9 protein-coding genes are annotated in these 12,714 nt (G+C 64.2%); 3 read left to right on the top strand and 6 right to left on the bottom strand.

Annotation, left to right across the window (positions count from 1 at the left end):
- Window positions 1–344 (bottom strand): cation-transporting P-type ATPase (locus tag GPT33_RS12590; RefSeq protein ID WP_296809452.1); only part of this gene is annotated, 344 nt, incomplete at its 3' end.
- Window positions 345–830: 486 nt separating this feature from the next.
- Here GPT33_RS12590 and GPT33_RS12585 point away from each other — a divergent pair.
- Window positions 831–3,782 carry a chemotaxis protein CheB gene (locus tag GPT33_RS12585; protein ID WP_296809450.1) on the top strand — a complete coding sequence of 984 codons (2,952 nt, stop codon included), beginning with the start codon at window positions 831–833 and terminating at the stop codon, window positions 3,780–3,782.
- Window positions 3,783–3,786: 4 nt separating this feature from the next.
- On the top strand, window positions 3,787–6,084 hold the full coding sequence (locus GPT33_RS12580) for a bifunctional diguanylate cyclase/phosphodiesterase (RefSeq protein ID WP_296809449.1): 2,298 nt from the start codon (window positions 3,787–3,789) through the stop codon (window positions 6,082–6,084).
- A 97-nt stretch (window positions 6,085–6,181) separates the two neighbouring features.
- Here the strand turns inward: GPT33_RS12580 and GPT33_RS12575 are convergent, their stop codons facing one another.
- A complete protein-coding gene (locus tag GPT33_RS12575; protein ID WP_296809447.1) occupies window positions 6,182–6,829 on the bottom strand; it encodes a histidine phosphatase family protein in 648 nt (215 codons plus the stop codon).
- Window positions 6,830–7,016: 187 nt separating this feature from the next.
- On the opposite strand from GPT33_RS12575, the gene phoU reads away from it, so the two are divergent.
- Complete coding sequence (phoU, locus tag GPT33_RS12570; RefSeq protein WP_296809444.1) at window positions 7,017–7,682, top strand: phosphate signaling complex protein PhoU; 666 nt, start codon at window positions 7,017–7,019, stop codon at window positions 7,680–7,682.
- A 77-nt stretch (window positions 7,683–7,759) separates the two neighbouring features.
- On the opposite strand, the gene GPT33_RS12565 is transcribed toward phoU, so the two are convergent.
- The 4 genes from GPT33_RS12565 to GPT33_RS12550 all read right to left on the bottom strand — a co-directional run bounded on the left by GPT33_RS12565 (window position 7,760) and on the right by GPT33_RS12550 (window position 12,532).
- Window positions 7,760–8,356, bottom strand: a complete 597-nt coding sequence (locus GPT33_RS12565) for an SPOR domain-containing protein (protein ID WP_296809442.1) — start codon at window positions 8,354–8,356, stop codon at window positions 7,760–7,762.
- Window position 8,357: 1 nt separating this feature from the next.
- Window positions 8,358–10,130: an arginine--tRNA ligase gene (gene argS, locus GPT33_RS12560; RefSeq protein WP_296809440.1), complete on the bottom strand. Its 1,773-nt coding sequence runs from the start codon at window positions 10,128–10,130 to the stop codon at window positions 8,358–8,360.
- A gap of 381 nt (window positions 10,131–10,511) precedes the next feature.
- Complete coding sequence (gene ureC, locus GPT33_RS12555; protein WP_296809438.1) at window positions 10,512–12,215, bottom strand: urease subunit alpha; 1,704 nt, start codon at window positions 12,213–12,215, stop codon at window positions 10,512–10,514.
- Entirely contained in the window at window positions 12,212–12,532 is a 321-nt protein-coding gene (locus GPT33_RS12550) for an urease subunit beta (protein WP_296809437.1), read from the bottom strand. Before GPT33_RS12550 ends, ureC begins: the two co-directional genes overlap by 4 nt.
- Window positions 12,533–12,714 lie beyond the last annotated feature (182 nt).

Genomic DNA, 12,714 nt, shown 5'->3' with positions numbered 1-12,714 from the left:
TCGGCCTTGCCCTCCTGAACGAATCCGATGAGCGCGTTGATGATGACCACGCTCAGGATGACCGCGGCATCGGCGTAGTAGTCCAGGAGGAAGGTCACGACGGATGCGACCAGGAGGACATAGATCAAAGGATTATGAAATTGCAGCAGGAGCCGCACGAGCGGCCCGCGACGCTTGGGCTCGGGCAGCCGATTGAGGCCATACTCGGCAAGCCGCCGCTCGGCCTCCTTGCCGGTCAGGCCCCGCGCCTCGCCGGTCCGGAGTCGGTCGACAACCGCCCCTGCCGCCTGCGCATGCCAGCTCTCGGCGGATTGCTTGAATGGACTGTCGAGATCGTTTGTCATGATGGCTTTGTCTCCGCAGCCGCCGGCCATGGTCCACGCGAATACGCCATGTTTGCGAGACGCGGTACGGAACAATGGGGCAATCGGTGGGGAGATTGGTTCCGCTCGCCCCGGGCAAGCTCAGATCTTGGTGTCAGACGCCATCGAAAAAGCCGAGCTTCGCCGCAATCGTGCGGGTCCGTCTCGGCGATGCCGATGGCTCGGTGGACTTCACACTCGCTCGTCCCCGCGGCATGCTTTCTGCCCGCTCCGGGACGGATCGCAGGCCATGCCCTTGTGCTACTTCGAGCCGATGCCTGATTGTCTGATGAAAATCACGGCACGAGCGAAGGGGTAGGACTACAATTAGATGCTGTCGCGACCCGACCGCAGGACGTTGCAGGGTCGCCTTGGATCCCCCGTCGCGTCGAAACGGGGCCGTCAAGCCGAACCGGCCGGAGCCGGTGCGTCTGCGACCCGGCAGCAAAGGAGCTAAAGGAATCCATCATGTCGAAGGTGATCGAAGCCGAGCAGCCGCAGGGCGAGCACACGCGCACTGGACAGTTCCACGGTTATGTGGTGGCCATCGGCGCCTCCGCCGGAGGGCTCGATGCGTTGGAGCGATTTTTTCAATCGCTACCGACCGATCTCGGCGCCGCTTATGTGGTGATCCAGCATCTCTCGCCGGATCACAAGAGCATGATGGCCAATCTGCTCGGCCGCCACACGGCGATGCCGGTCGTGACGGTCGAGCACGACATGCGCATCGAGCCCGACCGGGTCCATCTCATCCCGCCGGCGAGCATGATGAGCGTCTCGGGCGACGCCCTGCGCCTGACGCCGAAGAACCCGCGCGGACTCACCCTGCCGATCGACCTCTTCTTCACCTCCGTGGCCAAGGAGTTCGGCAAGCACGCCATCGGCGTGGTGCTCTCCGGAACCGGTTCCGACGGCACACGCGGCGCGGTCGCCATCAATGACGCAGGTGGCTTGCTGCTCGCCCAAGAGCCGGAATCGGCCAAATTCGACGGCATGCCGCGCAGTGCGATCGCCACCGGCTTGGTCGACGCGATCCTTCCGCCGGACGCGCTGGGTCCGCGCATCGTCGAGCATATTCATCAGATCCCCCGAGCCAAGGTCCAGCCCGACGGGCGTGCCTTGGGTATCGACAAGGACGACGCCTTCGAGGAGACGATGCACCTGTTGCAGCATCAGGGGGGGATCAACTTCCGGGAATACAAACCGGCGACCGTGATGCGCCGGATCGAGCGGCGGATGCAGGTCCGTCATACCCCGGATCTGGCCAACTATGTCCGGCTGCTCGACAACGATCGGGGCGAGCTGGCGGTGTTGCGCCGGGAGATGCTGATCCCGGTCACCAGCTTTTTCCGCGACCCGGAGACCTTCGACATCCTGGCCGAAACGGTCGTGAAGACCATCGTTGCGGAACGTGGCGAGAACCAGCCGATCCGGGTTTGGGTGGCGGGCGCCTCCACCGGCGAAGAGGCCTACAGCCTGGCGATCCTGTTCGCCGAAGCCTTCGATCGGGCGCGGCGCTGGCCGAACTTCAAGCTCTTCGCGACCGACGTGGAGCAGCAGAACGTCGAGGTCGGCGGGGCCGGCGTTTTCTCCGAGGCGATCACGGCGGAGCTCTCCCCGGAACGGATCGAGCGCTTTTTCTACAAGCGCGGCAACCACTTCGTCGTCAAGAACGAGATCCGCCAAAGCATCGTCTTCGCCAAGCACAATCTGCTCGAAGATCCACCCTTCACGCGGATGGATCTGGTCTCGTGCCGCAACCTCCTGATCTATTTTCGCACTCAAGCCCAGGAGCGGGCACTGCGCCGCATCCAGTATGCATTGGCGCCGGGAGGATTCCTCTTCCTGGGGCCGAGCGAGACCCTGGCCGAGCTCCAGTCGGATTTCACTGCCGTGAGCTCCAAGCACAAGATCTATCGGATCCTGCGCCATGTGTCGCTGCCGCTGGATCTGGCGAATACCCCGCTCGCTCCGCGCGCCCCCAGTGTCCCGGGACGACGGCCCGGACGGCACGGTCATCAGCTCGCCAGCGATGCCGCCGTCATCGATGCCGGCCAGGCGATGCTGCTGCGCGGCTATGCGCCGGCCAGTCTATTGCTCAGCAGTCGCTTCGAGCTGCTCCACGTCTTCGGCGAGGTCGGCGACTATCTGCGCATCGCCGAGGGCAACGCGACCCTGGATGTCGCCAAGCTGCTTGCGGCCCCGCTCGCACCTGTCGCCCAAGCACTGCTGCATAAGGCGACGCGCAGTGCCGCGCCTTTGCGCTCCGATATTCTGTCGGTCGGACTCGCGGACGGCGCCTCGCGGCGGTTGCGCCTGGTGGTGCGGCCGTTCGACGTCATGCAGGGCGAGTCGCATCTGCTGCTGTCGTTCGAGCCCGAGCCCGAGCCGCTGCCGATCGAGACGCTCGCGACCACGACCGGCATGGAAACGATCAATATCGATCGCGAGACGATCCAGCGCATGGAGACGCTCGAGCGCGAGCTGAATGCGACGCGCGAGAGCCTGCAGGCGACAATCGAGGAGCTGGAGACCGCAAACGAAGAGCTGCAGGCCACCAACGAAGAGTTGATGGCCTCCAACGAGGAGCTTCAAAGCTCCAACGAGGAGCTTCAATCGGTCAACGAGGAGCTCTATACCGTCAACGCCGAGAACCAGGAAAAGATCGAGATCCTCAATCGGCTCAATGCCGACCTCGACAGCATGGCCAAGGCCGCCGCCATCGCCACCGTCTTCGTCGATTCCTCGCTGCGCCTGACCCGCTTCACGCCCGAGGCGACCAGCCTCTTCAAAATCCGCAACGGCGATCTCGGGCGGCCCATCGACGATTTTGCGAACCTGCTCCAGTATCCGAACTTCATCGAGGAGCTGCACCGCACCGTCGACAGCGGCGAGATGCTTCAGCGCGAGATCCACGCCGCCAACGGGCGCGTCTATCTCGCGCGCGTCCTGCCCTATGCGGTGCGTCCGGGCGATGCGCGCGGCGCGGTTGCGACCTTCGTCGACATCACCACGCTTTACGATATCGAGCGCATGCAGGCCGTGCTGGATTCGCTCCCGGAGCACGTCGCCGTGCTCGATCCAAACGGCGTCATCACGCTGGTGAATCGCGCCTGGAGCGAGTTCGCCGCCGCCAACGGCGATCCCGACCTGAAGGTCTCGGGCGTCGGGTCCAACTATCTCTCCGCATGCGAAGGCGGATCGGGCGACGAGAGTCCCGGAGGTCGGACCGCGGCGGAGGGCATCCGCGCGATCCTCGATGGGCGGCGCGAAGCGTTTGCGATGGAGTATCCCTGTCACTCTCCGCACGAACGACGCTGGTTCGCCATGCATGTCGCGCGGATTCGCCACCCCGGCGGCGGCGTGATCGTCAGCCACATCAATGTCAGTCAGTGGTCCGACGCCGGTGACGAAGACTAGTGGCGTGACGACTGCAACCGATCAACCGGGAACGGACGCCGGTGACCCCTTCGAGATTCCCGACGAGGAGCTGCGCACGCGCGCGCTTCTCGCGCTGCGGCAGGGTCGCTTCGATCTGGCCGAAAAACTCCTTGCCGGCAAGGACGTCGACCAAGCAGCCCTGGTGGAAAGCCTGCGCATTTATCAGGCCGAGCTCGAGATCCAGAACGAGGAGCTGCAGCGCAGCCATCGTCAGACTCAGACCGCCCTGAGCCGCTTCATGGCCTTCTTCGACAACCTGCCCGTGGCCGAGCTGGTCGTCGACGGACAGGGACTCGTCAAGGAGGCCAACGAGGAGGCACGGCGTCTATTCGGTCTGCGCGACACGGTCTACCACCAATACTTCTTCATCCGCCTGATCGAGGAATCCGACCGGGGGCCGGCCATTCACGCGCTCGCGAACCTGCGCCCGGACGAACCGATCGATCTTCATGAGCTGGGATTCCGCACCAAGGCCGAAAAGGTCTTCATCGGCGATCTCCACATGGCCGCATTGCCGACCGACGAGGAGGACGGGCGGCGCATCCTCTGTGCCGTTGTCGACCGCACCGAGGCTGTCCTGCAACGCGAGGCATTGCGCGAGAGTCGCGAGCGCTATCGCGTCATCGCCGAGTTCAGCTCGGACTGGGAATACTGGATCGGGCCTGACGCGCAATATCGTTATGTGTCGCCGGCCTGCACGCGCCTCACCGGCTATCCCTCGGCGGCGTTCATCGCGGATGCGGGGCTCTTCGGTCGCCTGCTTCATCCCGACGATCGCCATCTCTGGGAAAAACACCTCGGGGCCCATCTCGGCGACGAGTCGAGCGGTATCAATCCACTTGAGCTGCGTATCCGCCACCTCGATGGCCAAGAGTATTGGATCGAGCATTCCTGTACCCCCGTCTTCGGCGAATCAGGGGATTTTCTGGGACGCCGAGGCGTGAATCGCGACATTACCGAGCTGAAACGCTCGCGCGAGCAGCTGCACTTTCTCGCGCAGCACGACGCCCTCACGGGACTCCCGAACCGGAGTCTGTTCCGCCAGCGCTTGGAGGAGGCGATCCCCCGCACGATCCGACGCGGCGGCGAGACGGCACTCCTCTTCCTGGACTTGGACCGGTTCAAGGTCGTCAACGACACGCTCGGGCATCCGGTCGGCGACCTCCTGCTCCAACAGGTCGCCGAGCGCTTGACGCATGCCGTGCGTGCGTGTGACACCGTCGCGCGCCTTGGGGGCGATGAGTTCGTCGTCATCTCCGAGGACGTTCAAGAGCCCAACGACGCGGCGGTCCTCGCAAAACGTCTGCTCGATCTCTTCGTGAAACCCTTCGACGTGGAGGGTCGAGAGCTTTTCCTCAGCTTGAGTATCGGCATCGGCATCTACCCGCTCGACGGTGCCGATGTCGACACCCTGATCCGACACGCCGATACGGCCATGTACCGCGCCAAGGCGGACGGGCGCAACGGCTTCAGGTTCTTCGATCCCGAGATGTCGGAAGGAGCCGCGGAGCGACTCCGCTTGGAGCAGGAGTTGCGAAATGCGCTCCCGCGCGACGAGCTAATGCTCGAATATCAACCCCAGGTGGTTCTGCCCGAGGGCGCGCTGTGCGGCGTCGAGGTGTTGTGCCGCTGGAATCATCCGAGGCTGGGCTTGCTGTCGCCAGCCCATTTTCTACCGTTGGCGAACGACATCGGGCTGATCGATCAACTGGATCTCTGGGTCCTCGAGCACGCTTGCGCACAGGTGGCCGCCTGGGATCGATGCGGGTTTGGGGTACCCCGGCTCGCCGTCAATCTCTCGGTGCACCGGATTCAGGGCAACGACGTCCCGGAGAAGATCAAATCGATCCTCGCTCGAACGGGCATGGATCCGCGGCGTTTGGAGCTGGACCTGACCGAGGCATCGATCATGGCGCGCCCCGCAAACACGATCGCAAATCTGGAGCAGCTCAGCGGACTCGGTATCGGTCTGGCGGTGGACGACTTCGGCACCGGCTGCTCGTCGCTGGCATGCATCAAGCGCCTGGCGATTCGACGGCTGAAGATCGACCGCTCCTTCATCGAGCGGCTGATGACCGGCAGCGACGATGAAGCCATCGTGCACGCCGTTATCGGTCTGGCGCGCGGCCTCGGGCTGACCGTTCTCGCCGAAGGCGTCGAAACAAATGCACAGGCCGAGCTTCTGATACGCGGGGGCTGCGACGAGGCGCAGGGCTATTTCTTCGGCAAAGCGGTTGGACCCGATGAGCTCGCATCGCGCTATTGCTCGAAAAAGACTTAGTCACGTGTCAGAAATACGTTGAGCACCGAATCGCATCGTTGTCGATTACGACAACGACAACCGCGGCAAAGGCATTTTTCTCGTCGAGTTGTTTTGCTTACGAGCCGCTCGGCGCCCCCATCCCGTCACCGGCATCGGAGACCGAGAAGACCGATCCCGCCGTCACCGCAAGCCAAAGGGACTCTCCGTTCTTGCGCTTCATATCCAGTACCAGGGTCCGCGGTAATTGGCGGACATGTCGGGTGATCACGTCCATGACCCAACCGTGGGTCATGGCGAGGACGCGCTCGCCGGGATGCCGTCGTGCGATCTCATGCAGGGTGGCGACGATCCGATCGGCGAACTGATCCGGCGACTCGCCTTCGTCGAAATGGCAGGCCGGGTCTCTGCGCATGATGTCCGCATGCAGCCCCGGATGCAGTACCGACAGATCCTGCTTGGTCATCCCCTGGACCCGGCCGAAGTTCCGTTCCTTAAGACCTTCGGAGTGGATCGGCGAGGGCGCTCCCAGGACCTCGGCGACAATCCGCGCGGTCTCCGACGCCCTGCTCAGGGGACTCGTCCAAACATGCGAAAAGCCGTGGTCCTTGAAGGCATCGGCCATCTCAAGGGCCTGTTTCCGGCCGTTGGCGTTGAGTGGAACATCGATCCATCCCTGTAGAACCCCGGTGATGTTCCAATCGGTTTCGCCGTGGCGGGTCACGCAGATCGTCGTCGGGGCGGGCGCGTCATGTGTGTCAGTCATGAGGGTCATATCGGGTGGCGAGTCAGAATCCAATCTAGGCGGGTCGGCGTCCTTATGTTATACCGAGCGCGCGCGGGTTTTTAGGGGCGTGACAGGCGGCGAAAAACCCACGTGCGATCGGTATATACCCGGCGCGGAGACCGTCGGTCGTGCGACGGCATCGACACATGAGACAGGGGACGATGGGATGAGCGAGAACATCAATCTGGTGCAGCGCCGGCGCGCGCAGCTGCAGAGCGCGGTCGGCGACCTGGGAAAGCTGGTCATCGCCGCCTTGAACCAATCCGTGACCTGCCTGAGCCGACATGACCTCGAGCTGGCCGAGCGCATTATCGAGGGTGACGCGCGGATCAATCAGCAGCGGCGAGTGCTCGAGCAGGAATGCCTGGTAACGCTTGCGGCCTATAAGCCGGCCGGTGCGGATCTGCGCGCCATCGGCGCTTGCATGGAGCTGGTCTCGGAGCTCGAGCGCATCGGGGATTATGCGGCGGACGTCGCTCGCATCCTGCGCAGAGCAGGGGAGACGCCGTTCCCGAGCGAGTCGGTCGAGGCGATCGTCGAGGTCGCCGCGGATGCGATCGCCATGCTCGGCGAGGCATTGGACGCGTTCACCTGCGGTCGAGACGAGCAGGGTGCCAGGGAGAGCATCGCACGCGAGGATCAGGTCGACCGCAACGAGCAAGCGGTCATACAGCGCGTGCTGACTATGATGCGTGCCGATCCGGATTTTGCCGCGACCGGAACCTATCTGCTGTGGATCGTGCACAACTACGAGCGGGTTGCGGATCGGGCAACGAACGTCGCCGAGCGTGCCGTCTATGTTGCCTCCGGCGAGACGCTCGAGCTGGGGTAGGTCCGCGCAGCATCATTGCATGATCATCGCCGAAGCCGCGCCCGGTATCCATCCAGCACCGGCACCGGCTGTCGAGCTCACTTGATCGGAATCGTCATGGCGTCCTTGCCGTTGCGTTTGAGCATGGCGCGCACCTTGTCCAGGGCAGCCTGATCGGCATAGGGGCCGGTGCGCACACGATGATAGGTCTCGCCGCTCGGGATGGTCGCTTTCTCTACGCGACTGGAGATGCCCAGTAGCGCAAGCTCCGCCTTTAGGCGCTCGGCATCGCTCGCGCGTCTGAAAGAGCCGACCTGGACCAAGAAGCCCTTGCCGGTCGTCGAGGTCGGGACCGCGGGGGTCGGCTGCGCAGGCTGCACCGTCTCGACGGCGGCCGGAGGTTCGGGACGCGGGGCGGCGGGCGGTGGTGGTGGCGGCGGCGCGATATCGACCTCCGTATCGCGCAGCAGGTTGGGAAACTCGAAGCTCGGAGGCGCCGCCGCGGGCCGTTCGACCTTGGCGGGCGAGACGGCGGGCGACGTCTGCAGGGCATGCGGGTTCTGGGTCCAATAGAGACCGACCCCGAAGGCCCCCAGCATACCGCCGAGCAGGAACGACCAGAGACAGGAGTGACCCTGCTTGCCGCGCCGCGGCGTCGCCCGCGCGAGGCTGGCCCGCCGATAATCCTTGCTCATCTCACATGGCCTCCGGTGCGGAGACGCCGAGCAGACCCAAACCGTTGCGCAGCACCTCGCGCACCGCCAGTATCAGCTTGATCCGTGCATCGCGCAGGTCCGCATCCGCGACCAGGAACTGATGGGCGTTGTAGTAGGTGTGAAGCTCGTTCGCCAGCTCGCGCAGGTAATGGGTCAGCAGATGCGGTTCGGCCTTGAGCGCCGCTGCCTCGACCACCTCCGGATAGCGCGCCAGGGTGCGTTGCAGCGCCAGCTCATGTGACTCGGTCAGTCGCTCCAGATTCTCGACACCCGGACTCGGCTCTACCGGCATGCCCTTTTCCGCGGCCTGACGCAAGACGCTGCACACCCGGGCGTGGGCGTATTGGACATAGTAGACCGGGTTGTCGGAGGACTCGGACTTGGCCAGATCCAGGTCGAAATCCAGGTGCTGCTCGCAACGGCGCATGACGTAGAAGAAGCGCGCGGCATCGCGCCCGACCTCCTTGCGTAACTGACGCAGGGTCACAAACTCGCCGGAGCGTGTCGACATCTGCGCCTTCTCGCCGCCGCGATAGAGAATCGCGAACTGGACCAGGAGTACCTCGAGGCGCTCGACCTCGTCGCCCATTGCCTGGAGCGCCGCCTTCACGCGCGGGACATAGCCGTGGTGATCGGCGCCCCAGATGTCGATGACGCGCTCGAAGCCGCGTTCGAGCTTGTCCATGTGATACGCGATGTCGGAGGCGAAATAGGTGCTCTGGCCATTTTCGCGCACCACCACCCGGTCCTTCTCGTCTCCGAAGGCGCTGGATCGGAACCAGAGTGCCCCGTTGTGCTCGTAAACATGACCGGCCTCGCGCAGGCGCTCGATCGCCCGGGTGACGGCGCCGCTCTCGGCGAGCGTGCGTTCCGAGTACCATTCCTGATATTCGACGCCGAACTGAGCCAGGTCCTCGCGAATGTCGTCGAGAATGGTGTTCAGCCCGAGCTCGAAGACATAACGGTAGCGGTTGTCGCCCAACCGATGTTTCGCGGCGGCGATGACCCCGTCGATATGGGCCTCCTTGTCGCCGCCGTCCTGTCCGTCGGGCAGCGCATCGGGGGGCAGGCCGGCAAAGACCGTAGCGGCATCCACCCGATAGGCGTCGCCATGCTCGCGATGCAGCGTCGCGGCGATGTCCCAGACATAGTCGCCCTTGTAGCCGTTGCTCGGAAAGGTCACCTCCTCGCCGCACAGCTCGAGATATCTCAGCCAGACGGAGCTTGCGAGAATGTCCATCTGCCGCCCGGCGTCGTTGACGTAATACTCGCGATGCACGTCGAACCCGACCGCCGCGAGCAGGTCGGCGACGACTGCGCCGTAGGCGGCCCCGCGACCGTGTCCGACGTGCAGCGGCCCGGTCGGATTGGCCGAGACGAACTCGACCTGCACGCGCCGCCCGGCACCGATGCGGCTGAGTCCGAAGGCGGGGCCCGCGCTCAGGATCTCGGGGATCAGCCTACGATAGGCATCCTCGGCCAGAAAGAAGTTGATGAACCCGGGCCCGGCGATCTCCGCGCGCGCGATCAGCGGGGAAGGGGGCAGGGCATCCAGCAGACGTTGCGCGACCTCGCGCGGCTTGGCGCCGAGACGCTTGGCGAGCACCATTGCGACGTTGGATGCAAAATCGCCGTGTGACGTGTCCTTGGTGCGATCCACTTGGGGGACGGGCAGTCCGCCGGCGTCGCTCGTCGGGGCCTCGACGAGGCTCGCGAGGGCCGTGCGGATCAAATCGGTGATGGCCTGTTTCATAGGGACGTCATTGGAGTATCGGTCGGATCTGCAGGCGAAAATGCCGGCAAGGCAGGTGGCGTACCGCGAGGGAACGCGTCGTCAGGGCGATAGAATAACCGAATCAGACCCTCGCAGGGATCGACCGAGCAAGCCTTGTTCGCAAGACCGGCCGGTAGGGTGGGCGAGCGAGAGCGAAGTCCATCGAGGCATGCACCGACGTCGGTGGACTGCGCTTGTCCACCCTACCGCTCCGATCGGGGGTGTCGCCGGGCGCACATGGACACCCCCGACGATGCGATCGCCGGAGCGCATCAGGCTTAAACCGCGTCCAGAGCGAGATACTGATTTTCGCGTGAGCTCGACGTTCGGTGCATCCACAGCCCTTAGCGGGGACGCGGTTTAAAACAAAAAATACCGCTGAGCAAGCGGCAGCACCGCGGCCGGTTCGCAGGTCAACAGCTGGCCGTCGGCCCGGACCTGATAGGTCTGCGGATCCACCTCGATGGTCGGCTGATAGTCGTTGTGGATCATGTTGCACTTGCGCACCAGTCGACTGTCGCGGGTGACCCCGACCAAGCGTTTGAGATCCAGCCGCTGCGGCTCGCCGGCCTCCAAGGCCCATTGCGAAAGAAAGGTCATGCAGGTCGCGCCCAATGCGCCGCCGAATGCACCGAACATGGGTCGATAGTGGACCGGCTGGGGTGTGGGGATGGAGGCGTTGGGATCGCCCATCGCGGCCGCCGCGATCAGGCCGCCTTTGATGATGAGGCTGGGTTTAGCCCCGAAGAAGGCGGGCCGCCAGAGCACCAGATCCGCGAGCTTACCGACCTCCACCGAGCCGACCTCATGGGCGATGCCGTGGGTGATCGCCGGGTTGATGGTGTACTTGGCGATATAGCGTTTGGCGCGGAAGTTGTCGTGCTCGGCCGGGTCGCCGGGGAGCGAGCCGCGCTGGACCTTCATCTTGTGCGCCGTTTGCCAGGTGCGGCAGATGACCTCGCCGACACGCCCCATCGCCTGGGAGTCCGAGGCGATCATCGAGAAGGCCCCCAGATCGTGCAGGATGTCCTCGGCCGCAATGGTCTCCCGACGGATGCGCGACTCGGCAAAGGCGACGTCTTCCGGGATCGACGGGGACAGGTGATGGCAGACCATCAGCATGTCCAAATGCTCGTCGACCGTATTGACCGTGTAGGGTCGGGTCGGATTGGTGGATGACGGCAGCACGTTCGGCAGTCCCGCGGCCTTGATGATGTCCGGGGCATGGCCGCCGCCCGCGCCCTCGGTGTGATAGGTGTGGATGCAGCGGTCCTTGAAGGCGGCGATCGTGTCCTCGACGAAACCGGACTCGTTGAGCGTGTCGGTGTGGATCGCGACCTGCACGTCCATCTTCTCGGCAACTCCCAGACAGCAGTCGATCGCGGCCGGCGTCGTACCCCAATCCTCGTGCAGCTTCAGTCCCATGGCACCGGCACGTACCTGCTCCTCCAGGGCATTCGGCAGACTACCGTTGCCCTTGCCGAGGAAACCGAGATTGACCGGAAGCGCTTCAGCGGCCTGGAGCATGCGGCGGATATTCCAGGGCCCCGGCGTGCAGGTGGTCGCATTGGTGCCGGTTGCGGGTCCCGTGCCGCCGCCGAGCATCGTCGTCACGCCGGACATCAGCGCCTCTTCAACCTGCTGAGGGCAAATGAAGTGGATATGCGCGTCGATGCCGCCGGCGGTGATGATCTGCCCTTCACCGGCGATGACCTCGGTCCCCGGCCCGATCAGGATATCGACGCCGACTTGGGTATCCGGATTGCCGGCCTTGCCGATCCCGACGATGCGCCCCTTCTTGATGCCGATGTCGGCCTTCACAATGCCCCAATGATCCAGGATCAGGGCATTGGTGATGACCAGATCCACCACCTCGTCGGCCTGGCGTTGGCACTGTCCCATGCCGTCGCGGATGACCTTGCCGCCGCCGAACGTCACCTCGTCGCCGTACCGGGTGTGATCTTCCTCGATCTGGATGAAGAGCTCGGTATCGCCCAGGCGTACTCGATCCCCGACGGTCGGACCGTACATGGAGGCATAAGCCGCCCTGCTGATCTTGCTCATGACTGATCTCCGTCGAGCGCGCCCATGACTTGGGCGTTGAAGCCGTAGACGATGCGGTCGCCGGCATAGGGAATCAGGGTTACGGTTCGGGACTGACCGGGCTCGAAGCGCACGGCCGTGCCGGCGGGGATGTCGAGCCGACAGCCTCGGGTCTGCTCCCGGTCGAAGGCGAGCGCGCCGTTGGTCTCGTAGAAGTGGTAGTGCGAGCCGACCTGGATCGGACGGTCACCGGTGTTGGCGACCTTGATGGTTAGTCCGGGCCGGCCGGCGTTCAGCTCGATGTCGCCCGGAACCGTGATGATCTCACCTGGAATCATGGGCCTACTCCTACCTAAACCGCGCCGGGCGCGGTATGCGATGTTTTTGGATGGGATCGGCCCCGGCAGACTTGATGACCGTTGGAGTCGGCGCGGTTTAGGACATTAAAAATATCAAGTCCAAAAAACACATGAACCGCGTCGACTACGACGGTAGCGAGTCGCTTCAAGGTCGATCCCGA

Origin of the sequence: Thiocapsa sp. (assembly GCF_011390875.1) — a bacterium.
Classification (GTDB): Bacteria; Pseudomonadota; Gammaproteobacteria; order Chromatiales; family Chromatiaceae; genus Thiocapsa.
This window is presented reverse-complemented; position numbering and strand designations above follow the sequence as displayed.

What these genes read in the sequence shown, in the direction of transcription:
- GPT33_RS12585 (WP_296809450.1), top strand. Translation starts at nt 831, where the DNA reads ATGTCGAAGGTGATCGAAGCCGAGCAGCCGCAGGGCGAGCACACGCGC.
- GPT33_RS12575 (WP_296809447.1), bottom strand. Translation starts at nt 6,829, where the DNA reads ATGACTGACACACATGACGCGCCCGCCCCGACGACGATCTGCGTGACC.
- phoU (WP_296809444.1), top strand. Translation starts at nt 7,017, where the DNA reads ATGAGCGAGAACATCAATCTGGTGCAGCGCCGGCGCGCGCAGCTGCAG.
- GPT33_RS12565 (WP_296809442.1), bottom strand. Translation starts at nt 8,356, where the DNA reads ATGAGCAAGGATTATCGGCGGGCCAGCCTCGCGCGGGCGACGCCGCGG.
- argS (WP_296809440.1), bottom strand. Translation starts at nt 10,130, where the DNA reads ATGAAACAGGCCATCACCGATTTGATCCGCACGGCCCTCGCGAGCCTC.
- ureC (WP_296809438.1), bottom strand. Translation starts at nt 12,215, where the DNA reads ATGAGCAAGATCAGCAGGGCGGCTTATGCCTCCATGTACGGTCCGACC.
- GPT33_RS12550 (WP_296809437.1), bottom strand. Translation starts at nt 12,532, where the DNA reads ATGATTCCAGGTGAGATCATCACGGTTCCGGGCGACATCGAGCTGAAC.